This window comes from Kitasatospora sp. P5_F3 (assembly GCF_054049135.1).
Genome location: NZ_JBFUMY010000050.1, coordinates 24,145 through 45,253 on the forward strand (window position 1 = coordinate 24,145; position 21,109 = coordinate 45,253).

Genomic DNA, 21,109 nt, shown 5'->3' on the forward strand with positions numbered 1-21,109 from the left:
TGGGTCTCCCCGACCGGTCCGACACCCCTTACGGCACCGCCTACGGCGACCCGGCGCCCAGCGGCGCCGACGCGGTGCTCGCCGGTCTCGACCCGGAGCAGCGCGCCGTCGCCACGGCCCTGCACGGCCCGGTCTGCGTGCTCGCGGGCGCCGGCACCGGCAAGACCAGGGCGATCACCCACCGGATCGCGTACGGCGTGCGCAGCGGCGTCTACCAGCCGCAGCAGGTGCTCGCGGTGACCTTCACCGCCCGCGCCGCCGGGGAGATGCGCGGGCGGCTCCGCCAGCTCGGCGCCGAGGGCGTGCAGGCGCGGACGTTCCACTCCGCCGCGCTCCGCCAGCTCCAGTACTTCTGGCCGCGCGCGATCGGCGGCGAGGTGCCCCGGCTGCTGGAGCGCAAGGTCCAGCTGGTCGCCGAGGCCGCCGGGCGCAGCGGCCTGCGGGTCCAGCGCACCGAGCTGCGCGACCTGACCAGCGAGATCGAGTGGGCCAAGGTCACCCAGATCGTGCCCGACGACTACCCCGCCGCCGTGCTCAAGACCGGCCGCGAGGCCCCGCGCGACCCGGCCGAGATCGCCCGGGTCTACGCCACCTACGAGCAGTCCAAGCGCGACCGCGGCGTGATCGACTTCGAGGACGTGCTGCTGCTCACCGCCGCGATCCTGGAGGACCGGCCGGAGATCGCCGGCCAGGTCCGCGCCCAGTACCGGCACTTCACGGTGGACGAGTACCAGGACGTCTCCCCGCTCCAGCAGCGCCTGCTGGACCAGTGGACGGGCGGCGGCGCCAGCCTCTGCGTGGTCGGCGACGCCAGCCAGACGATCTACTCCTTCACCGGCGCCACCCCCGACTACCTGCTCAACTTCCGGGCCCGGCACCCCGAGGCCACCGTGGTCAAGCTGGTCCGGGACTACCGCTCCACCCCCCAGGTGGTGCACCTGGCCAACGGCCTGCTGGCCAAGGCGCGCGGCCAGGCCGCCCAGCACCGGCTGGAGCTGATCTCGCAGCGCGAGGCGGGCCCCGAGCCGGTCTACGCCGAGTACGTCGACGAGCCGACCGAGGCCGAGACCACCGCCCGGGAGATCAAGGCGCTGCTCGCCAAGGGCGTCCGGGCCAGCGAGATCGCGGTGCTGTTCCGGATCAACAGCCAGTCCGAGGTCTACGAGCAGGCGCTCGCCGACCTGGGCATCTCGTACCAGCTCAAGGGCGCCGAGCGGTTCTTCGAGCGCCCCGAGGTGCGGGACGCGGTGATGCTGCTGCGCGGCGCCGCCCGGGCCGGGTCCGACCCGCTCACCGCCGACGCGCCCGACATGGCGGGCCAGGTCCGCGCGGTGCTGGCCAGCCGGGGGTTCACGTCCGCGCCGCCGGCCGGTTCGGGCACCGTGCGCGAGCGCTGGGAGTCGCTGGCCGCGCTGGTCCGGCTGGCCGAGGAGTTCGCGGCAGCCCGGCTGACGGTCGGTCAGGACACCGACCTGGCGGCGTACGTGAGTGAACTGGACGCGCGCGCGGCGGCCCAGCACGCCCCCGCCGTCGAGGGCGTCACGCTCGCCTCGCTGCACGCCGCCAAGGGCCTGGAGTGGGACGCGGTCTTCCTGGTCGGCCTGACCGAGGGCACCCTGCCGATCATCTACGCCAAGACCGACGAGCAGATCGAGGAGGAGCGCCGGCTGCTCTACGTCGGCGTCACCCGGGCCCGGCTGCACCTCTCGCTCTCCTGGGCGCTCTCCCGCTCCCCGGGCGGCCGGGCCAGCCGGAAGCCCACCCGCTTCCTGGACGGCCTGCGGCCCGGCTCCAGCGCCTCCGGGCCGCGCAGCAAGGGCGGCCGCGGCGGGGTCGAGTTCGGCGCCGAGCGGTCCGCCGCCCGCAAGGTGCGCGGCCCGGTCAAGTGCCGGGTCTGCGACAAGACGCTGACCGACGCCGTCGACCGCAAGCTCCGCCGCTGCGAGAGCTGCCCGTCCAACATGGACGAGGCGCTGTACGAGCGGCTGCGCGAGTGGCGCTCGGTGCAGGCGAAGAAGCAGGGCGCTCCGGCGTACGTGGTGTTCACCGACGCGACCCTGATGGCGATCGCCGAGGACGTCCCGGCCAACGAGCGTGAGCTCGCGGTGATCTCGGGTGTCGGCGCGATGAAGCTGGACAAATACGGGGCTGCCGTGTTGGCTATGTGTGCCGGGGAGGAGCCCGTGGACGAGTCCACGGACGAACCCCTCGACGAGACTCAGGGGGAGTCGGAGGAGCTGGCCTGAGCCGCTCCCGAGAGCCGCCCGAGGCGCTCTTCGAAACTCGCCGGAAAAATAGTTTGCGCGCCGTACACACTGCGCAATAGCCTGCCGGAGCGGTCAAGGGGACGAGATCGCAAGGCCGTGAGGGTCTCACTTTCGCGCGCCTGCCGGTACTACCGCACCACCTGCACCATCTGCACCACCGACCAACATCCGAATTCGGGGCCCGGGAGACCAGGCACCGCGAGCGCCGAGAGGAGGCGAAGACAGTGGAAACCAAGATGATCACCAACCTGACTGGCCAGACCGTCATCGCCATGCCCTCGTGCGCTCCCTCGCAGGTTGGCAGCCTGAACGGTCTGGGTCTCAACGGCACCGGTGTCTCCGGCGTTGTCAGTGGCCTCGGGATTAATGGGCTGGGCAACGGCACCTTTGGCGCCTCCGTCGAGACGGTTCTGTCCCTCACCGGGGCGACGCTCGGCGGCAGCCGCCGGATTCGCAACGAGCGACCGCTCCAGGCATCGAAGGCAGCAGTAGCAGCCGCCAAGCATGGCGACTATGCGCAGCAGGCCGGCGATGCCGGAGCCGCCAAGCAGCACGACGAGAAGCAGATGAAGGCCATGGCCGCCCTGATGGGAGCCAAGGCCGTCCGGATGTGGGCCTTCCGCGGCCCTGAACCCTGGAGAGATCAAACCTGAGTCAGTCTCAGGTCGAGCCTCCAGGGCCGCGGAACCCGTCTACACCGGGATTCGCGGCCCTCTTGTTTTGTCCGGTACGTCAGAACCACCCAGGTCCTCCGGGACCTCCGGCCAGCCCCACCAGTCAGCTGGCCGGATCCACAGCAGAAGACGAGGAAGACGCCACAGTGTCCACGGTCATCACACCGCCACTCCCGTCCGTACCGACAGACATCACCAAGGCCGACCAGGCCGACCCACCGGAGGTTTCTCTTATGCAGCTCACCGCGACCGACCAGGCCGAGGTCAACGGCCAGCCCATCCCGTGCCGTGCCTTCGACCCGGAGGTCTTCTTCGCCGAGACCCCGGCGGACGTCGAGTACGCGAAGTCGCTGTGCGGCACCTGCCCGGTCAAGGACGCGTGCCTGACGGGTGCGCTGGAGCGGCGCGAGCCGTGGGGCGTCTGGGGCGGCGAGCTCTTCGTGCAGGGCGTTGTGGTTGCCCGGAAGCGGCCGCGTGGCCGTCCGCGTAAGACCGAGGTCGCGGCGTGAACCCCGCGTCCGGTGCGGTGACCGTCCGTCGGGGTGAGCAGCCCCCGCTGGACAGTGCACTGCGCAACTCGGTCCGCATCGCCGCCGCCAAGGCCGATGCAGCCCACTCCCGTCCGTTTCCGAGCACGCAGCACGAGCAGGACCACCACATGACCGCCACCGCCGCCAAGCAGACCGTCCGCCTCGAGCAGACCAAAGAACTTTTGATCCAGAACAGGACCCGCGAGATGCAACTCATGCAAGAAACCCTGGCCCGCGCCCATATGCAAGAACGCCTCCAGGAGGCTGAGCACCAACGGGTGGGCGAGCGAGTCGCTCGGGCCGCCAAGCTGGTGCGGCGGGCCGAACGTGCTTCGCTGCGAGCCCGCAAGGCGCTCGCCGTCGCCCTGATGTGAGACCTGACGAAGTAACAGCAACACCCCCGTGACGACGATGGCCGCCCCACTGCTGTGGGGCGGCCATCGTCGCGTGCTGCGTGCTGCGTGCTGCGTGCTGCCTGGCGGGTCTGGTGGGTCTGGTGGGGCGTCAGCTCCCGGCCGGCTCGTCCACCGGCTGGGCGAAGCCGGGCAGCCACTCCAGCATCTCGGCCCGGAACGGCGCGTTGGCCCCGAGCTGGCAGAGCACGCCGATGGTGCTCAGCGTGACCCGGTGGATCAGCAGGTAGGCCGGCGGCAGGTTGAGCTGCTTGCCGAGGTTGTACGCGGGGGAGCGGGGGTCGGCGATCCGGACCGCCTGGGCCCGCATCCAGGCCCGGGTGAAGTGGAAGGTCTCCACCGTGGTCGGCTCGATGATCGGCAGCAGGTAGTCGAGTACGGCCGCCGGGTCCAGCGAGACCGAGGGCTTGACGAAGCCCTCCTCGCGGAGCATGTCCAGTACGCCGTCGGCGTCCCCGGCCAGCGCCATCCGGAGCGAGTCGCCGATCGGGGCGGGCAGGCCCTCGGGCAGCCGGTCGACGGTGCCGAAGTCCAGCACGCCGAGCCGCCAGCCCTCGACCGGGCCTTCGTCCTTGATCAGCCGGAAGTTACCGGGGTGCGGGTCGGCGTGCAGCAGACCCGTCCGGGACGGGCCCGCGAACAGGAAGCGGGCGAGCAGCTGGCCGGCCCGGTCGCGCTCCGGCTGGGTGCCGTCGGTGATCACCTCGGACAGCGGGGTGCCGTCCAGCCACTCACTGACCAGGATCTGGTCGGCCTGGGCGATCACACCGGGCACGGTGATGTCCGGGTCGTCGGCGAACTCCTCGGCGTGCCGCCGCTGGGCCTCCGCCTCCAGCGCGTAGTCCAGCTCCTCGGCGACCCGCGAGCGCAGCTCGGTGATCAGCGGCTTGATGTCGAGGCCCGGGATCAGCGGGCCGAGCAGCCAGGCCACCCGGCTGAGCTGGGCCAGGTCGGAGAGCAGCGCGTCACCCGCGCCGGGGTACTGGATCTTGACGGCGACCGCGCGGCCGTCGTGCCAGACCGCGCGGTGCACCTGCCCGATCGAGGCGGCGGCCGCCGGGCGGTCGTCGAAGCTGCGGAACTTCTTCCGCCAGTTCGGGCCGAGCCGCTCGGCCAGCACGGTGTGCACCTTGGCGGCGGGCATCGGCGGGGCGGCGTCCTGAAGCTTCGTCAGGGCGGCCCGGTAGGGGCCGGCCACCTCCTCGGGCAGCGCGGCCTCGAAGACGGACAGCACCTGCCCGAACTTCATCGCCCCGCCCTTCAGCTTCCCCAGGGTGGCGAAGAGCTGGTCCGCGGTCTGCTGCTGCAGCTCCGCCGTGACCTCGTCCGCAGGACGTCCGCCAAGGCGCTTGCCCAGGCCGAGAGTTGCCCGACCGGCGAAGCTCAGCGGAAGAGCGGCGAGCCGGGCGGTGCGGGAGACGGCCTTGCGCGGAATCTCAGACATGAGCTGCCCCTCGAGCGGTGCGGCCGGCGTCGCCGCAGCCCACAGCTCGTGTCGTGGTTCGGGTAACTGCCTTGCGCGGACGATCGCTCACCCCAGGGCCTCCCAGCTCCGAGTCCCACCCGCAGGACGTGTCACTGGCCATTGTGCCCGCTCCCCGATCCGGCTCCGCCGGGGTTGCCCCGACCTTGGCAACTCCTAGACCTCCTGCCGCTGCTCGGGCGGCCCGGAGGGCCAGGTGCAGCCGCAGGCGGGGTGGGTGGGCAGGCGGAGGCGGCGGGTCATTCCGTCGGCGGCGGAGACCTCGCACCAGCCGTCCACGCTGGGGGGCCGGACGCCGTCCAGGTAGAGCTCGACGTGCAGGGCGGCCAGCCCGGCGACGGTGGTGGCCAGGGCGCTGTCGCAGGCGGGGGTGCGGGGGCGGCCGGGGCCGTCGGCACCGAGCTGGGCGAGCAGCCGGGGCCAGGCCTCGTCCTCGTCGCGGCGGGTGAGGGTGGCGCAGGAGCCGCAGGCCGAGGCCCCGGGCAGCACCAGCGGCCCGACGATGCCGAGGTGCTCTAGCACCCCGACGTAGAGGTGCGGCACGCCGGCCCGCATCAGCCGGTGGGCCTCGGCGGCGACCCCGGTGAAGGCCCCGGCGCCGTCCCGGGGCGCCAGCACCACCAGGGCGGGCGGTGCGGCCTCCTCGGGCCGTCGGGGGTGCTGCCGCTCCCCGGCGGCGGCGCCGGAGGCACGGTGCACCACCTCCCGGGCGGCGGTGGCCCGGAGCCGGCCGATGTCGGTCGGCGGGTACCCGGCGGGGGAGCAGTCCCGGGCGGTGACCCGGCCCTGGTCGGCCAGCGTGACGCCGCCGACGCCCCCGGCGGCCAGCACCGCACCGACGGCGGCGCCGACCCGCCCGGCGCCGTGGATCTCCACCCGGGCGGTGGCCCGGCCACGGAGCACGGCGGGGGCCTCGCCAGGGTCCGGATGCACCAGGGAGAGTGACGCCAGGTCAGGCCCGAGCAGCTCCTGCCGGGCCTTCGGGTAGCCGTCGAGCAGGGCCCGGCCGGCCTCGGCGTCGTCCAGCAGGCCGCCCTCCTCCAGGGAGCCGAGCAGCTGCTCGGCGACCTCCCGGCCGAGCCCGAGCCGCTCGCCCGCCTCCAGCAGGGCGGGCCGGTCCCGGCTGCCGTCGAGCAGCTCGAGGAAGGCGGCGACCGGTTGACTGACCTGGTCCACCACTCGGGCGTGCTGTCGGACGGTGCCGAACTGCAGAGTGTCGTTGTCGCGCCAGAGGCGGGACAGTGCAGGCTTCACCATCAGACGCACGGTGGACCTCCGATCACGGTGGGTAACGGTGAACTGAGGGAAGCATGCCCCATCCCGCCGCCCTCGTGCTCCTCGTTGTCCACAGCCCCAGGGCACTTGTCCGACCATCGTTCTGCACAGCCTGTGGACAACGCCGGCCCCCGGCGGGATGTCGGCGGCGCCGGGTAACGTCCCTGGCATGGCAGCCGAACTGGACTCCGCGGTCGAGGTCCGCCGCAGCGCCCGCCGCAAGCGCACCGTCTCCGCCTACCGCGAGGGCGACCGGACGGTGGTGCTGATCCCGGCCCGGATGTCGCAGGCCGAGGAGCAGCGATGGGTGGCCCGGATGCTCGAAAAGCTGGCCGCCCAGGAGAGCCGCAAGGTGCTCGGCGACGACGCGCTGGTCCGGCGCGCCGCCGAGCTGTCCGCCGAGTACCTGGGCGGCCGGGCCCGTCCTGAGGTGGTCCGCTGGGTGACCAACCAGAACTCCCGCTGGGGCTCCTGCACCCCGAGCGAGGGCAGCATCCGCCTCTCGCACCGGCTGCAGGGCATGCCCGAGTACGTCGTGGACTACGTGCTGCTGCACGAGCTGGCGCACCTGCTGGAGCCGAGCCACGGCCCGAGCTTCTGGGCCCTGCTGGCGGCCTACCCGCGCACCGAGCGGGCCCGCGGCTACCTGGAGGGCGTGGCCGCCGCAGCGAGCCTGCCGCACGCCCGGAGCTGCGACTGACCGCTGCGGCGGCGCGAGCGCCGGGGTTACCGACCCTCGGTCAGCTTGCGGGCCAGCGCGACGAGTTCGCGTAGCGAGTCGTCGGTCGGCTCCGGCAGCTGGTCGTAGTCGAACCAGCGCAGGTCCAGCGACTCCTCGCTGATCAGCTCCTGCGCTCCGGCCGGTGCGAGGGCGACGTACTGGACGTCCAGGTGGGTGTTCTCCGGCCGGTCCTTGCCGGTGCAGCGGACCTGGTGCCGGTCCAGCTTGACCGGGACGGGCGTGCCGTCGACGGTGAGCAGCTCCAGATCCGCGATGCCGGACTCCTCGGTGGCCTCGCGCAGTGCGGCGGCGGCCAGCGTCCCGTCGCCGGGCTCGCAGTGCCCGCCCATCTGCAGCCAGAGGCCGACCTTGGGATGGAGGGTCAGCAGCACCCGCCCGGCCGACGGGTCGACCACCACCGCGCTGGCGGTGATGTGGGCGGGCAGCGAGGACCGCCACATCCCGTCGGGGCGGTCGGCCAGGTGGTCGAGGTAGTCGAGCCGGAGCCGGTCCTGGCCCGGATCGGCCACCGACCAGGTCCGCAGCGTCCGGACGGCGTCGGCGTGCAGCTCGGTCACTTGCCGGGCTCCTTGTCGTCGCCCGTAGTGTCCTTGTCGTCGCTGTCCGGAGCAGAGCCCGGCTCCGAGCCCTTGGCAGCCTCGCCGAGCAGCTTGTCCAGCTCGGTGAAGTCGATGCCGCCCTCGGCGCCGTCGCCGGAGCCCCGGTGCACGAAGCCGTCCGGGTCGTCCAGGTCGGCGGCGGTGGGCAGCATGTCGGGGTGCTCCCAGAGCGCGTCCCGGCCCTCGACGCCCCGGGCGTCGGCCAGCGAGGCCCAGAGTCGGGAGGCGTCCCGGAGGCGGCGCGGGCGGAGCTCCAGGCCGACCAGGGTGGCGAAGGTCTGCTCGGCCGGGGCGCCCGCGCCGGCCTGCGGCAGGTGCGGTTCGGCGGCGGCGTGCACGACCGCGTCCACCCAGCCCTCGACCAGCGCGAGCGCGGTCTCCAGGCGGGCCAGCGCGGCCTTCTGCTCCGGGGTGTCCTCGGGCTGGAGCAGGCCGTTGGCGAGGGCCTCCTGGAGCGCCTCGGGGTTGGCCGGGTCGAGCTGGCCGACCAGCTCCTCCATCCGCGTGGTGTCCACCTTGATGCCACGCGCGTACGCCTCGACCGCGCCGAACAGGTGCGCCCGCAGCCACGGCACATGGGCGAACAGCCGCTGGTGGGCGGCTTCGCGCAGGGCCAGGTAGAGCCGGACCTCGTCGACCGGGATGCTCAGGCCCTCGCCGAACTCGGCGACGTTCTGCGGCAGCAGGGCGGCCTTGCCGGCCGGGGCGAGCGGCAGGCCGACGTCGGTGGAGCCGACCACCTCGGCGGCCAGCGCCCCCAGCGCCTGGCCGATCTGGGTGCCGAACATCGCGCCGCCCATCGAGCGCATCATGCCCATCAGCGGCCCGGCCATCGCCTGCATCTCCTCGGGCAGCACGCCGCCCATGGCGTTGCCGACCCGCTCGGCGACCGGGTCGACCAGGTCCTTCCAGACCGGCAGGGTGGCCTCGATCCACTCGGCCCGGCTCCACGCCACGGCGGTACCCGCACCGGACGGGAACTCGGTGGCGGAGTCCAGCCAGAGGTCGGCCAGCCGGACCGCCTCGGCGACGGCCGAACGCTCGGTGGCGCTCACCGAGCGGTCCTTGGCCTTCCCCTCGGGCTGCTCGGCGACCACGGTCTGCCGCGCGATGTCGCGGGCCAGGTCCCAGTTGACCGGGCCGCCGTCGAAGGACAGCATCTGACCGAGTTGCTGGAACGCCGCGCCGAGGTCGCCCGGATTCAGACCGCCCAACATCGCCCCGAACGGATTGTCACCTGACGCCCCGCCAGGAGCGCCGGGACCGCCCATCCCGAACAGCGCGCCGAACGGGTTGGCCCCGCCGAAACCGAACGGCTGCGGCGGTGTGGGCTCGGCGCTCTCGTCCTTGTCGTCCTTGTCGCGCTTGGCCTTGCCGTCCTCGGGCTCCTCGGGAGGAACGCCGAATCCGAAGGGGAGGTCGCTCACGGGGTCCTCGATCTGGTCGGCCGTCACGCGCGTGGTGTGGCGGGGGTCTGCGCGCCCGGGACGGGCGTCGGCCGCGCGGCCCGATCGCGCCGGGTGCACCGCCGGGGCCGCGCCTCGGGCAGGATGGTCGGTACGTGACACTCGTACGTACGCACATAAGCTAACCGTGGAGGATGGCCGGTGAGTTCCCCGCCTTCGGACGTTCGCTCTGGGCTGACCGGAGGTGAGGACGCCCCAGCTGCCGCGGGTTCGCCGTCTCCAGCCTACGGCGGCAAGCCACTGACCGTGGCCGTCACCGGCGCTGCGGGGGTGCTCGGCGAACGGGTCGCGGCCCGCCTGGTCGGCTCACCCGGAGTGCGCAAGGTGCTCGCGCTGGACGACCGGCGCGGTGAGGTGCCCGGCGTGCAGTGGCGGGTGCTGGACATCCGCGACCCCGCCGTGGCCGAACGGCTGACCGGGGTGGACGTGGTGGTGCACCTCGCGATGGACCTCGGCATGGAGACCGACCCCCGGGCGCGCAGCGCGTACAACGTGCGGGGGGCGCAGACCGTGCTGACGGCCGCCGCGGCGGCCGGGGTGAGCCGGGTGGTGCTCTGCACCTCGGCGATGGTCTACGGCGCGCTGCCGGACAACGAGGTGCCGCTGGCCGAGTCGGCCGAGCTGCGGGCCACCGAGGAGGCCTCGCTGGTCGGCGACCTGCTGGAGATCGAGCGGCTGGCCCGCCGCGCGCCCCGGGCGCACCCCGGGCTGCAGGTCACCGTGCTGCGCCCGGCCGTGGTGGTGGGCCCTGGCGTGGACACCGTGCTGACCAGGCACTTCGAGGCGCCCCGGCTGCTGGTGGTGGCCGGGTCCAGGCCGTGCTGGCAGTTCTGTCACGTGGACGACCTGGCGGTGGCGCTGGAGTACGCGACGCTCGGCCTGGTCGAGGGCGAGATGACGGTCGGTTGCGACGGCTGGCTGGAACAGGAGGACGTGGAGCAGCTGTCCGGCATCCGCCGGATGGAGCTGCCCGCCGCGCTCGCACTGGGCACGGCGGCCCGGCTGCACCGGCTGGGCCTGACCCCGGCTCCGGCGGGTGACCTGGCCTACACGATGTACCCGTGGGTGGTCTCCGGCAGCCGGTTGTACGAGGCGGGTTGGCGGCCCGCGTACACCAACGAGCAGGTGCTCGGTGAGCTGTTGGCGCAGGTTGCGGGCAAGCACGCGGTGGCCGGGCGCCGGCTGGGCGGCAAGGAGGCCGCGACCAGCCTGGGCGCGGCGGGTGCCACGGTGGCGCTGATCGGTACGGCGGCACTGGTCCGGCGGGCCCGGAAGAGCCGTCGGATCTGACCGCTTAAGACCGCCCCCCAATTTGCCGGGCGGTCTACGGGGCGCGCGGCAGGGGCCGTGCGCCTGTTGCTCCGCGCTTGCTGCGCCCGGAGTGGAGCGGATTCGTTCCGCCTGGCGGAATAGCCCAATCGTGATGCGGAAGCCTCTTGTCGCGGACCCCGGGGGATGAGGAATCATGGTGACCATGTCCGAGAACCACGACCCCATCCGCCTGCTGGCCATCCGCGAGACCCCGCTCTCGCTGGACGAGGTGTACGAGGCGGTCGGCGACGACGCGGCCGGCGGCACCACGGTCTTCGTCGGCACGGTGCGCGACCACGACGGCGGCAAGTCCGTCACCGCGCTGGAGTACAGCGCCCATCCGACGGCCGAGCAGGAGATGCGGCGGATCGCCGAGAAGATCGTCTCCGAGTTCCCGGTCCGGGCGCTGGCAGCGGTGCACCGGATCGGCCGGCTGGACATCACCGACAAGGCGGTGATCGTCGCGGTCTCCTGTCCGCACCGGGGCGAGGCCTTTGCGGCGGCCCGTCGGCTGATCGACGACCTCAAGCACGAGGTGCCGATCTGGAAGCACCAGGTCTTCACCGACGGCGAGGAGGAGTGGGTCGGCGCGGGCTCCTGCTGACCCGCCGTCAGGCCCGTTCAGGCCCGTTCAGACTCGTTCGGTCGCATCCGGTCATACGAATACTTCTCAGTGATGAGCGCAATCGTCGCGCCGTAACCCGAACGGCGGTGCAGCCGTTGGGCTGCCGGGTGGTTAATCTGCTCATACGAACGACGAGCTGGGAGTACGGACATGGCTGCGCTCGCCTGGTTGATCATTCCTGTGGTGGCGGCACTCGTTGCGATGCTCTGGGCCGGCTGGGCCGCCCGCACGCCGAGGGCCACCGGCGACCCGGCCTCACTGGCCGAACACCAGCGGTTCCGGGCCGCGATGGAGCGCAGCACGGGCTCCCCGGCGGAGCCCGGGAAGCGATGACCCGGGCGGCGCGGTAACGGCTCCGTCCCGTACTGTCGGTCCCATGCCACGCCGCTCCGCGACGATGCTCGCCGCCACCCTGCTGCTCATAGCACTGCTCTGTGCGTCGGTCCTGATGAAGGTGCCGTACACGGAGATGAGCCCGGGCCCGACGTACAACACGCTCGGGACGCAGGAGGAGGACGGGAAGCCGGTGATCCAGATCACCGGGCACGAGACCTATCCGACCAGCGGCCATCTCAACATGACGACCGTTCAGGTGACCGGCGCCAAGTACGAGCCGAGCCTGGTGTCGGCGGTGATCGGCTGGCTGCGGGGTGACGTGCTGGTGGTTCCGCACGGCAACGTCTACCCCGAGGGTCAGACCGACCAGGAGGCGCAGCAGCAGAACGCGGAGGAGTTCGCCTCCTCCGAGGACAGTGCCAAGACCGCCGCGCTCAACCAGCTCGGCATCCCGGTCGGCACCCAGGTGGTGGTCAAGTCCGTGGTGGCCGGCGGCCCGTCCGAGGGCAAGCTGCACGCGGGGGACCGGATCGTCGCGGTGGACGGCACCAAGGTGACCACGGCCGAGCAGGTGGCCGAGCTGGTGACCAAGCACCAGCCGGGCGAGACGGTGGTCTTCACGATCGTCCCGAAGGACCGCGGCGGGGCCGCCGCGACCGCGGCCGACGAGGTCCAGGTGCCGGTGGTGACCGGCAAGGCGGCGGACGGGAGTCGCGCCGTGGTCGGCATCCGGCCGGACGTCGAGCACACCTACCCGTTCAAGATCGACATCGGGCTGCAGGACGTCGGCGGCCCGAGCGCCGGCCTGATGTTCTCGCTCGGCATCGTGGACAAGCTGACCCCGACCGACCTGACCGCAGGGAAGTTCGTCGCGGGCACCGGGACCATTACCGACGACGGCAAGGTCGGCCCGATCGGCGGCATCGCGATGAAGCTGATCGCGGCCAGGGACAAGGGCGCCGAGTACTTCTTCACCCCGGCCGACAACTGTGCCGAGGCGACCAAGGACACGCCGGAGGGCCTCCGCCTGGTGAAGGCGGAGACCCTGGACGGTGCGCTCAAGTCGCTGGACCTGATCCGGGCCGGGCAGGGCGAGGCGCTGCCGGCCTGCGCCACGAGCTGACGGGCGCTCAGCCGGTCAGGAGAATCAGGAGAAGGTGGCGAGCAGCGCCTCGGTGAGGCCGGGCACCAGGTCCGGGCCGGTCAGCACCTCGCGGGCGACGTCCTTGGAGCGCAGCCGGAGCGCGATCTCCTTCTTCCCGTCGCGCAGTACGGCGGCGGTGATCCGGACCTCCTCGCGGGCCGGGTGGTTGGCCGCCCAGTCGGCGAGCTGGGACTCCGTGGCGTTCTTCGGGCGGCTGTGCTCGGCGCCCGGCGGCAGCATCTGACGCTCCACCACCAGCGCGCAGCCGACCACCTGGTCGGGCCAGGCGATGGTGCCGAGGAACTTGTCCAGCTCCATCCCGGCGGGCAGTTCGTCCTGCTCGATCACGGTGAGGTCGCCGGGCTTCTCGTCGGCCAGACCCAGCTGCTTGGCGAGCTTCGGGTCCTGCTTGCGCAGCGCGGCGCTGTCCACCAGGGCGAACAGCCGGGTCGGCAGGTCCCAACCGAGGGTGGCGGCGTACTCGTCGATCTCCAGCGCGGCGCGGGTGAGCGGGGAGGCGGCGGGCGGCTTACCGCCGGCCAGGGCATCAAGTGCATCGGACATGCCCCAATCCTCACATGCGCGGCGCCACACCCGGCTCGGCCCGCCCGCACGGTCGGCGAGTCGGCGGGCCCGTCGGCGGGCCTAACTCGTGGTGAACCGTGGGAACTCAGGTAAAGACCGATTAAGTTGCACAGGAGACCGGACCAGATCGACCCACACGACACAGCAGAGGTGCCACCTTGGTATTCCAGATGCCGGACCGCCCGGGAGGCCCGGGCTTCCGTGCCAGAGTCGGCCCGCCCTCCCGGCGCACCCGAGTACTCCTGCTGACCGCAGGGGTGTTGGCGGTGCTCTTCCTGCTGTTCGTGATGTTCGCGGGGCTGTGGACCGACTGGCTCTGGTTCAAGTCGGTCCGCTACTCCTCCGTCTTCTCCGCCCAGCTCTGGACCAAGGTCGGCCTGTTCGCCGTCTTCGGCCTGGCGATGGCGCTGGTGGTCGGCCTCAACGTCTGGCTGGCGTACCGGCTGCGGCCGCCGCTGGCCGCGATGTCGGTCGAGCAGCAGAGCCTGGACCGCTACCGGATGGGCGTCGCCCCGTACAAGAAGTGGCTGCTGATCGCGGTCTCGCTGCTGGTCGGCCTGGTGGCCGGGGCGGCGGCGTCCGGGCAGTGGCGGACCTGGATGCTCTGGACCAACCAGACGTCGTTCGGGGTGAAGGACAGTCAGTTCCACCTGGACGTCTCGTTCTACGCCTTCGAGCTGCCCTGGTACGAGTTCCTGCTCGGCTTCGCGTTCAGCGCGGTGATCGTCTCGCTGCTGGCCTCGGTGGTCGTGCACTACCTGTACGGCGGCCTGCGGCTGCAGGGCCCGGGCCGGAAGGTGAGCACCGGAGCGCAGGGCCATCTGGCCGTGCTGCTGGGCGTGTTCGTGCTGCTGAAGGCGGCCGCGTACTGGCTGGACCGGTACGCGCTGGCGGTCAAGTCCGGTTCCTACAAGGGCGTGGACGGCTGGACCGGCCTGCGCTACGTGGACGCCAACGCGTTCCTGCCGGCCAAGACCATCCTGTTCTTCGTCGCGATCATCTGTGCGGCGCTGTTCTTCCTCACCCCGATCCGCAAGACCTGGGCCCCGGCCCTGATCGGCTTCGGGCTGATGGCGCTCTCGGCGGTGCTGATCGGCGGGCTCTACCCGGCGATCGTGCAGCAGTTCCAGGTCAAGCCGAACGAGCAGGCCAAGGAGACGCCGTACATCCAGAAGAACATCGACGCCACCAGGCAGGCGTACGGCATCGCGGACAGCCAGACCCAGCCGTACGCGCCGAAGGCGACGACCGACAACGAGGCGCTCAAGGCGGACGCGCAGACCATCGCCGACATCCGTCTGCTGGACCCGAACGTGGTCTCGCCGACCTTCCAGCAGATCGAGCAGCAGCGCTCGTACTACAAGTTCCCGAAGACGCTGGACGTGGACCGGTACGTCAACGGCCAGATCGGCGGCCAGGACACCGTGATCGGTCTGCGTGAGCTGAACCTCGCCGGGGTGCAGCAGCGGAACTGGATCAACGACCACTTCAAGTACACCCACGGCTACGGCGTCGTCTCGGCCAAGGGCAACCAGGTCAACGACAAGGGCCAGCCGGTCTTCACCGAGTCGGGCCTGCCGTCCACCGGTGCGCTGGGCGACTACCAGCAGCGGATCTACTACGGCGAGGAGACCAAGACCTACTCCATCGTCGGCGGCTCCAACCAGGAGATCGACTACTCCACCGACGCCGGGGACAAGCAGTACCAGTACTCCGGCGCGAGCGGTGTCTCGCTGAACAACGTGTTCACCCGGGCCGCCTACGCGGTGCGGTTCGCCGAGCCGCAGATCCTCTACGCGGGTGCCATCACCGACGGCGCCAAGGTGATCTACGACCGGACGCCCAAGGAGCGGGTGGAGAAGGTCGCCCCCTGGCTCTCGATCGACGCCGACCCGTACCCGGTGGTGCAGGACGGCAAGCTGGTCTGGGTGCTGGACGGCTACACCACCTCGGACGGCTACCCGTTCGCCTCCAAGACCACCCTGGGCGACGTCACCAAGGACTCGCTGACCGACCAGCGCGGGCGCACGCTCACCTCGGTCAACAAGGTCAACTACATCCGGAACTCGGTGAAGGCGACCGTGGACGCCTACACCGGTGACGTGACGCTCTATCAGTGGGACGACGCCGACCCGGTGCTGAAGACCTGGATGAAGGCCTTCCCCGGCACCGTCAAGGTCAAGGGCGACATCCCGAGCAGCCTGATGCCGCACCTGCGCTACCCGCAGGACATGTTCAAGGTGCAGCGCGACCTGCTCGGCCAGTACCACATGACGGACGCCAACTCCTTCTTCAACGGCACCGACATCTGGCAGGTCCCGGTCGACCCGACCACCAACACCGGTGCGGTGCAGCCGCCGTACTACATGACGGTCCGGATGCCCGACCCGGCGGTGACCCAGGCGAGCTTCTCGCTGACCACCACCTTCGTGCCCAGCAAGCGGGACAACCTGGCGGCCTTCATGGCGGTCAGCGCGGACCCGGGGCCCGAGTACGGGAAGATCCGCATCCTCAAGGTGCCGGGTGACTCCAACACGCTCGGCCCCAAGTTGGTGCAGTCGCAGTTCAACTCGAACACCGACGTGGCCAACAAGCTCAACACCCTGAAGATCGGTGGCGACTCCGACATCGAGTACGGCAACCTGCTGACCCTCCCGGTCGGCGGCGGCCTGCTCAACGTCGAGCCGGTCTACGTACGCGGGCGCGGCGCCGACTACCCGGTGCTGCAGAAGGTGCTGGCGGTGTACGGCAACGACAACGTGGCCTTCGAGAACACCCTGGGGGAGGCGCTGACGAAGGTGCTCGGCAACGCCACCACGGGTGCGCCGACCACCCCGACGGCACCCACCACCCCGGGCACCACGCCGGCCCCGGGCACCACCCCGACCACGCCGGGGACGGTCAACACCGAGCAGGCCAAGGCCATCGCGGACGCCCAGAAGGCGTTCAACGACGGCGAGGCGGCCCAGAAGGCCGGCGACTGGGCCAAGTACGGCGAGGCCCAGAAGGCGCTCAAGGCCGCGCTGGATGCCGCAGCCGCGGCGAGCCAGCAGAAGACCGGCTGACCAACGGCGGTTAACGAGCTGCTCCACCCCCGTGTTATGGTTGGGACACAACGACGCGGGGTGGAGCAGCTCGGTAGCTCGCTGGGCTCATAACCCAGAGGTCGCAGGTTCAAATCCTGTCCCCGCTACTCTGAACCGAAGGCCTGGAGATTCTTCTCCGGGCCTTCGGTGCTTCCTTATTGAGGGCGCTCACCCGTGGTGCACTCCGGTACGATGCGTGCCCGGGGTTTGTGGGGGTCAAGTGTCGGGAAATCGACAAAGCGCTGAAGCAATCTCGCCGGGCTTCGGCCCGCCCCGCCAAAACCTGGCCGGGGCAGGTGTACGCGGGTTGCGGGTGATGCGACGATGGACCACATGGGGGACGCCGTACGGCAGTTGACTCCCTCGGCCATGGGGAGTCGACAGCGCCGAATCCGACACGTCCCCGGCGGGTGCCGCAGCACTCGGGGGAAGCGGGAGTCGGCATGAAGCTGATCGGCAGGAACGATCCGGGCAGTGGGGGCAAGGCGGCCGCGGGGGCGGCCGACACCGAGGCATGGGCGCAGAGCGAGGAAACCGCCGCGGCCCTGCCCGCCCAGCGCACCAGTGGACTGACGGTCCCTCGGGAGACCGGGTACGGCCCGGACAGCCTGGTCCGGGTCTCCGCACGCCAGTTCGCGCCCGCCGCCGGCAGCTACGGTCCGCAGTCCGCCGTCGACCCCGCGCCCGACCAGGACAGCTTCGAGACCGCGCTGGCCGCCCGCGAGCAGGCCGCGCTGGAGTCGAGGCACCGTCAGGCCGCCGACCAGGGCGATCCGAACGCCGCCAGCCAGCTCGGCGCGCTGCTGCTCCGCCGGGGCGACCTGGCGGACGCCGAGCCGTACCTGCGCACCGCGGCCGCCGCCGGTCTGCGGGCCGCCGCCAACAACCTGGGTGTCCTGCTGCACCAGCGCGGCCACCGGTCCGAGGCCGCCCAGTGGTGGCGGCACGCCGCGGTGGCCGGCTCGGCCCCGGCCGCGCACGCGCTCGGACTGCAACTGCGCGACCAGGGCGAGGAGGAGGCCGCCGAGTACTGGCTGCACTTCGCCGCCGAGCACGGCCACCCGCTCGGGGCGTACGCCCTGGGCGATCTGATGGAGCATCGGCGCGACGTGCGTGCCGAGCGCTGGTTCAAGGTGTCCGCCGACGCGGGGCACCGGGAGGCCGCCTACCGGCTGGCCCGGATGCGCGAGGCGGCGGGGGACAAGGAGACCGCCGAGACCTGGTACCGGACCGCCGCCGCGCGCAGCCACGCCCGCGCGGGGCTGCGGCTCGGCGTGCTGCTGGAGGAGCGCCACGACCTCGACGAGGCGGCGCGCTGGTACCGGCAGGCGGCGCAGAACGGCGAGCCGCGCGCGGCCTGCGCGCTCGGCTTCCTGCTCCGCGACGCCGGTGACCTGACCTCCGCCGCCGAGTGGTGGCAGGAGGCTGCCGAGGCGGGCGACGGCAACGCCGCCAACGCGCTCGGTGCGCTGCATGCCGGGCGGGGAGAGGCAGTTGACGCCGAGCGCTGGTACCGCGCCGCCCTGGAGGCGGGCGACCAGAACGGCGCCTTCAACCTCGGTCTGCTCTGCGCGGGCGCCGGGCGCGAGGCCCAGGCCGAGCAGTGGTACCGGCGCGCGGCGTACGCCGGGCACCGGGAGGCCTGCAACGCGCTGGCCGTCGTGCTGCTGCAGCGCGGCGACGAGTCGGGCGCCGAGCCGTGGTTCTCCAAGGCCGCCGAGGCCGGGAGTGTGGACGGTGCCTTCAACCTCGGGGTGCTGCACGCCGGGCGCGGGGAGCTGCAGCAGGCGCACGAGTGGTACGCGCGCGCTGCGGCGGAGGGGCACGGTGAGGCTGCGCTGCAGCTGGCCGTGGCCCTGGAGCAGCGTGGGCAGCTGACGGGTGCGCTGGAGCGCTACCGGCAGGCGGCGGCGGGCAGTTCGGCGGAGGGCGCGTTCCGGCTGGCCTCGCTGCTGGACCGCCGTGGTGACGCGGACGACGAGGCCGAGCACTGGTACGCGGTCGCGGCCGACGCCGGGCACCGCCGTGCCCAGGTCCGGATGGGCGTGCGGGCCGCCGAGCGGGGCGCCCTGGAGATCGCCGAGAGCTGGTACCGCCGGGCGGCGGAGGCGGGCAGCCGCAGCGCCGCGTTCAACCTGGGCCTGCTGTTGGCCCGTCAGGACGAGGAGGCGGAGGCGATGGTCTGGTACACCCGGGCCGCCGACGCCGGGCACGGGCGGGCCGCGCTGCGGCTCGCGCTGCTCGCCCTGCGCAGGGGCGAGCCGGTGCAGGCGGAGAACTGGTGCCGTCGCGCGGCCGACTACGGCCCCGCCGAGGTCACCGAGCGGGCCTCGCGGCTCTTGGGTGCCCTGCACTCGGAGCTCAGCGCCTAGCCCTTCGGCACACGGTTCACCACCAGGGGCTCGGGGAACTGCGACGCCGACCTCGTGCAAGGTGATCCGTGCGTCAGTGGTCAGGCACTTTTGCATGTGACCCCGGCGCCAGATCTCCTCGCAGTTCCCCGAGCCCCTGGACCGTGCCTGGCTGAGCGCCTGCCAAAAGTTCAGCTGCAGTCCGGGCAGAGCCCCCGGTAGGTGACTTCGGCGCCGGAGATGACAAAGCCGAAGCGTTCGCCTGCCGGGAGAGCGGCGATCAGGTCACCCTGGGGGTGGACGTCGCGGATGGAGCCGCAGCCGGAGCAGATGAGGTGCTGGTGGGCGTGGCGGGCGTTGGGGTCGTACCGCTTGGCGCGGCCGTCGGTGGCGACCTCCATGACCTCGCCGAGGGAGACCATTTCGCCGAGCGTGTTGTAGACCGTGGCGCGGCTGATCTCGGGCAGCACGGAGACCGCCCTGGCGTGCACCTCGTCGGCGGTGAGGTGGACGTGCTCGCCGTCGAGGACCTCGGCCACGACACGCCGCTGCGAGGTGAGACGCCAGCCGCGTCCGCGAAGTCGTTCCAGCAGGTCACTCATGGGGACAGGGTAAGCCACGTTCTCGACTTGGTTCCAGTGTTGACTTAGACAAAGTCCAAGCTAGGATCGATCCAATACTTAGGCACGGTACGACCGGATACGCGGAGGCATCCCGACATGACCACCCAGGACGAGCTGCGGCCCACGCTGACGACGGAGGCCGGCGCCCCGGTCGCCGACAACCAGAACACCGAGACCGCGGGCATAGGCGGTCCGGCGCTGATCCAGGATCAGACGCTGTTCGAGAAGCTCGCCCACTTCAACCGGGAGCGCATCCCGGAGCGCGTGGTGCACGCCCGTGGCGCCGCCGCGTACGGCACCTTCACGCTGACGGCCGACGTCTCCGCGTACACCCGGGCCGCGTTCCTGTCCGAGGTCGGCAAGCAGACCGAGACCTTCCTGCGGTTCTCCACCGTGGCGGGCAACCTCGGTTCGGCCGACGCGGTGCGCGACCCGCGTGGCTGGGCGCTGAAGTTCTACACCGAGGAGGGGAACTACGACCTCGTCGGCAACAACACCCCGGTGTTCTTCATCAAGGACGCCATCAAGTTCCCGGACTTCATCCACACCCAGAAGCGCGACCCGTACACCGGCTCGCAGGAGGCGGACAACGTCTGGGACTTCTGGGGCCTCTCGCCCGAGTCGACCCACCAGGTGACCTGGCTGTTCGGTGACCGCGGCATCCCGGCGTCCTACCGCCACATGAACGGCTACGGCAGCCACACGTACCAGTGGCAGAACGAGGCCGGCGAGTACTTCTGGGTGAAGTACCACTTCAAGACCGACCAGGGCATCAAGAACCTGCCGGTGGACGAGGCCAACAAGCTCGCCGGCGAGGACCCGGACAGCCACCAGCGGGACCTGCGCACCTCGATCGAGAACGGCGACTTCCCGAGCTGGACGGTGCAGGTGCAGATCATGCCCGCCGCCGACGCCGCGAACTACCGCTTCAACCCGTTCGACCTGACCAAGGTCTGGCCGCACGCGGACTACCCGCCGATCGAGATCGGCAAGCTGGAGCTCAACCGGAACCCCGACAACGTCTTCGCCGAGGTCGAGCAGTCGATCTTCTCCCCGGGTCACTTCGTGCCGGGCATCGGCCCGTCGCCGGACAAGATGCTCCAGGGCCGTCTGTTCGCCTACGCGGACGCGCACCGCTACCGGGTCGGCATCAACGCCGACCACCTGCCTGTGAACCGCCCGCACGCCACCGAGGCGCGCACCAACAGCCGGGACGGCCACCTCTACGACGGCCGCCACGGCCGCTCGAAGAACTACGAGCCGAACAGCTTCGGCGGTGCCGTCGAGACCGGCCGCCCGCTCTGGGCCGCGGTGCCGGTGAACGGCCTGACGGGCAATCACGAGGCGCCCTCGCACAGCGAGGACACCGACTTCGTGCAGGCCGGCAACCTCTACCGGCTGTTCTCCGAGGACGAGAAGGCCCGCCTGATCGCCAACCTCTCCGGCTTCATCGCCAAGGTCTCGGCCGACCGCGACGACATCGTCGAGCGTGCGATCAACAACTTCCGCCAGGCCGACGCCGACTACGGTCAGCGCCTGGAGGACGCCGTCCGCGAGCTGCGCAAGCAGAAGTAGGCGCGAGCAGAGGTAACGGCACCT

18 protein-coding genes and 1 tRNA gene are annotated in these 21,109 nt (G+C 71.6%); 13 read left to right on the forward strand and 6 right to left on the reverse strand.

Annotation, left to right across the window (positions count from 1 at the left end; genetic code table 11):
- The first annotated feature begins 74 nt into the window (after positions 1 to 74).
- The 4 genes from ACXJMZ_RS25580 (at position 75) to ACXJMZ_RS25595 (ending at position 3,845) form a co-directional block, all read left to right on the forward strand.
- Complete coding sequence (locus ACXJMZ_RS25580) at positions 75 to 2,246, forward strand: ATP-dependent DNA helicase UvrD2 (protein ID WP_457032446.1); 2,172 nt, start codon at positions 75 to 77, stop codon at positions 2,244 to 2,246.
- A 245-nt stretch (positions 2,247 to 2,491) separates the two neighbouring features.
- On the forward strand, positions 2,492 to 2,920 hold the full coding sequence (locus tag ACXJMZ_RS25585) for a hypothetical protein (RefSeq protein ID WP_057227059.1): 429 nt from the start codon (positions 2,492 to 2,494) through the stop codon (positions 2,918 to 2,920).
- A gap of 167 nt (positions 2,921 to 3,087) precedes the next feature.
- A complete protein-coding gene (locus ACXJMZ_RS25590) occupies positions 3,088 to 3,450 on the forward strand; it encodes a WhiB family transcriptional regulator (RefSeq protein ID WP_369824287.1) in 363 nt (120 codons plus the stop codon).
- 149 nt (positions 3,451 to 3,599) lie between these two features.
- Positions 3,600 to 3,845, forward strand: coding sequence for a hypothetical protein (locus tag ACXJMZ_RS25595; protein WP_235502775.1), 246 nt, complete (start codon positions 3,600 to 3,602; stop codon positions 3,843 to 3,845).
- 130 nt (positions 3,846 to 3,975) lie between these two features.
- Here the strand turns inward: ACXJMZ_RS25595 and ACXJMZ_RS25600 are convergent, their stop codons facing one another.
- Positions 3,976 to 5,328, reverse strand: a complete 1,353-nt coding sequence (locus tag ACXJMZ_RS25600; RefSeq protein ID WP_457032398.1) for an ABC1 kinase family protein — start codon at positions 5,326 to 5,328, stop codon at positions 3,976 to 3,978.
- Positions 5,329 to 5,523: 195 nt separating this feature from the next.
- A complete protein-coding gene (locus ACXJMZ_RS25605; protein ID WP_457032399.1) occupies positions 5,524 to 6,624 on the reverse strand; it encodes a ThiF family adenylyltransferase in 1,101 nt (366 codons plus the stop codon).
- A 157-nt stretch (positions 6,625 to 6,781) separates the two neighbouring features.
- On the opposite strand from ACXJMZ_RS25605, the gene ACXJMZ_RS25610 reads away from it, so the two are divergent.
- A complete protein-coding gene (locus tag ACXJMZ_RS25610; RefSeq protein ID WP_457032400.1) occupies positions 6,782 to 7,342 on the forward strand; it encodes a M48 metallopeptidase family protein in 561 nt (186 codons plus the stop codon).
- A 26-nt stretch (positions 7,343 to 7,368) separates the two neighbouring features.
- Here ACXJMZ_RS25610 and ACXJMZ_RS25615 read toward each other — a convergent pair whose 3' ends face one another.
- A complete protein-coding gene (locus ACXJMZ_RS25615; protein WP_457032401.1) occupies positions 7,369 to 7,941 on the reverse strand; it encodes an NUDIX hydrolase in 573 nt (190 codons plus the stop codon).
- Positions 7,938 to 9,410, reverse strand: a complete 1,473-nt coding sequence (locus tag ACXJMZ_RS25620) for a zinc-dependent metalloprotease (protein WP_457032447.1) — start codon at positions 9,408 to 9,410, stop codon at positions 7,938 to 7,940. Before ACXJMZ_RS25620 ends, ACXJMZ_RS25615 begins: the two co-directional genes overlap by 4 nt.
- Before the next feature lie 180 nt (positions 9,411 to 9,590).
- Here ACXJMZ_RS25620 and ACXJMZ_RS25625 point away from each other — a divergent pair, with 180 nt between their 5' ends.
- The 4 genes from ACXJMZ_RS25625 (at position 9,591) to ACXJMZ_RS25640 (ending at position 12,844) form a co-directional block, all read left to right on the forward strand.
- Entirely contained in the window at positions 9,591 to 10,739 is a 1,149-nt protein-coding gene (locus ACXJMZ_RS25625) for an NAD-dependent epimerase/dehydratase family protein (protein ID WP_457032402.1), read from the forward strand.
- 184 nt (positions 10,740 to 10,923) lie between these two features.
- On the forward strand, positions 10,924 to 11,364 hold the full coding sequence (locus ACXJMZ_RS25630; RefSeq protein WP_457032403.1) for a molybdenum cofactor biosynthesis protein MoaE: 441 nt from the start codon (positions 10,924 to 10,926) through the stop codon (positions 11,362 to 11,364).
- 204 nt (positions 11,365 to 11,568) lie between these two features.
- On the forward strand, positions 11,569 to 11,718 hold the full coding sequence (locus ACXJMZ_RS25635) for a hypothetical protein (protein ID WP_457032404.1): 150 nt from the start codon (positions 11,569 to 11,571) through the stop codon (positions 11,716 to 11,718).
- 43 nt (positions 11,719 to 11,761) lie between these two features.
- Positions 11,762 to 12,844, forward strand: a complete 1,083-nt coding sequence (locus tag ACXJMZ_RS25640) for a YlbL family protein (protein WP_457032405.1) — start codon at positions 11,762 to 11,764, stop codon at positions 12,842 to 12,844.
- A 24-nt stretch (positions 12,845 to 12,868) separates the two neighbouring features.
- Here the strand turns inward: ACXJMZ_RS25640 and ACXJMZ_RS25645 are convergent, their stop codons facing one another.
- The gene (locus ACXJMZ_RS25645) at positions 12,869 to 13,429 is read right to left on the reverse strand and encodes a PPA1309 family protein (RefSeq protein WP_457032406.1); all 561 of its coding nucleotides are present in this window, start codon (positions 13,427 to 13,429) and stop codon (positions 12,869 to 12,871) included.
- Positions 13,430 to 13,620: 191 nt separating this feature from the next.
- Between ACXJMZ_RS25645 and ACXJMZ_RS25650 the strand changes: the two genes are divergently transcribed.
- The 3 genes from ACXJMZ_RS25650 to ACXJMZ_RS25660 all read left to right on the forward strand — a co-directional run bounded on the left by ACXJMZ_RS25650 (position 13,621) and on the right by ACXJMZ_RS25660 (position 18,908).
- Complete coding sequence (locus tag ACXJMZ_RS25650) at positions 13,621 to 16,515, forward strand: UPF0182 family membrane protein (RefSeq protein ID WP_457032448.1); 2,895 nt, start codon at positions 13,621 to 13,623, stop codon at positions 16,513 to 16,515.
- 54 nt (positions 16,516 to 16,569) lie between these two features.
- Positions 16,570 to 16,643, forward strand: a tRNA-Met gene (locus tag ACXJMZ_RS25655).
- A 336-nt stretch (positions 16,644 to 16,979) separates the two neighbouring features.
- The gene (locus ACXJMZ_RS25660; protein WP_457032407.1) at positions 16,980 to 18,908 is read left to right on the forward strand and encodes a tetratricopeptide repeat protein; all 1,929 of its coding nucleotides are present in this window, start codon (positions 16,980 to 16,982) and stop codon (positions 18,906 to 18,908) included.
- 170 nt (positions 18,909 to 19,078) lie between these two features.
- Here ACXJMZ_RS25660 and ACXJMZ_RS25665 read toward each other — a convergent pair whose 3' ends face one another.
- On the reverse strand, positions 19,079 to 19,489 hold the full coding sequence (locus ACXJMZ_RS25665; protein WP_057227042.1) for a Fur family transcriptional regulator: 411 nt from the start codon (positions 19,487 to 19,489) through the stop codon (positions 19,079 to 19,081).
- A 117-nt stretch (positions 19,490 to 19,606) separates the two neighbouring features.
- On the opposite strand from ACXJMZ_RS25665, the gene ACXJMZ_RS25670 reads away from it, so the two are divergent.
- Complete coding sequence (locus ACXJMZ_RS25670) at positions 19,607 to 21,085, forward strand: catalase (RefSeq protein ID WP_057227040.1); 1,479 nt, start codon at positions 19,607 to 19,609, stop codon at positions 21,083 to 21,085.
- Positions 21,086 to 21,109: the final 24 nt, after the last annotated feature.

Coding starts and splice junctions, on each gene's coding strand:
- ACXJMZ_RS25595 (WP_235502775.1), top strand. CDS start 3,600: ATGACCGCCACCGCCGCCAAGCAGACCGTCCGCCTCGAGCAGACCAAA.
- ACXJMZ_RS25600 (WP_457032398.1), bottom strand. CDS start 5,328: ATGTCTGAGATTCCGCGCAAGGCCGTCTCCCGCACCGCCCGGCTCGCC.
- ACXJMZ_RS25605 (WP_457032399.1), bottom strand. CDS start 6,624: ATGGTGAAGCCTGCACTGTCCCGCCTCTGGCGCGACAACGACACTCTG.
- ACXJMZ_RS25610 (WP_457032400.1), top strand. CDS start 6,782: ATGTCGGCGGCGCCGGGTAACGTCCCTGGCATGGCAGCCGAACTGGAC.
- ACXJMZ_RS25630 (WP_457032403.1), top strand. CDS start 10,924: ATGTCCGAGAACCACGACCCCATCCGCCTGCTGGCCATCCGCGAGACC.
- ACXJMZ_RS25640 (WP_457032405.1), top strand. CDS start 11,762: ATGCCACGCCGCTCCGCGACGATGCTCGCCGCCACCCTGCTGCTCATA.
- ACXJMZ_RS25645 (WP_457032406.1), bottom strand. CDS start 13,429: ATGTCCGATGCACTTGATGCCCTGGCCGGCGGTAAGCCGCCCGCCGCC.
- ACXJMZ_RS25650 (WP_457032448.1), top strand. CDS start 13,621: ATGCCGGACCGCCCGGGAGGCCCGGGCTTCCGTGCCAGAGTCGGCCCG.
- ACXJMZ_RS25660 (WP_457032407.1), top strand. CDS start 16,980: ATGAAGCTGATCGGCAGGAACGATCCGGGCAGTGGGGGCAAGGCGGCC.
- ACXJMZ_RS25665 (WP_057227042.1), bottom strand. CDS start 19,489: ATGAGTGACCTGCTGGAACGACTTCGCGGACGCGGCTGGCGTCTCACC.
- ACXJMZ_RS25670 (WP_057227040.1), top strand. CDS start 19,607: ATGACCACCCAGGACGAGCTGCGGCCCACGCTGACGACGGAGGCCGGC.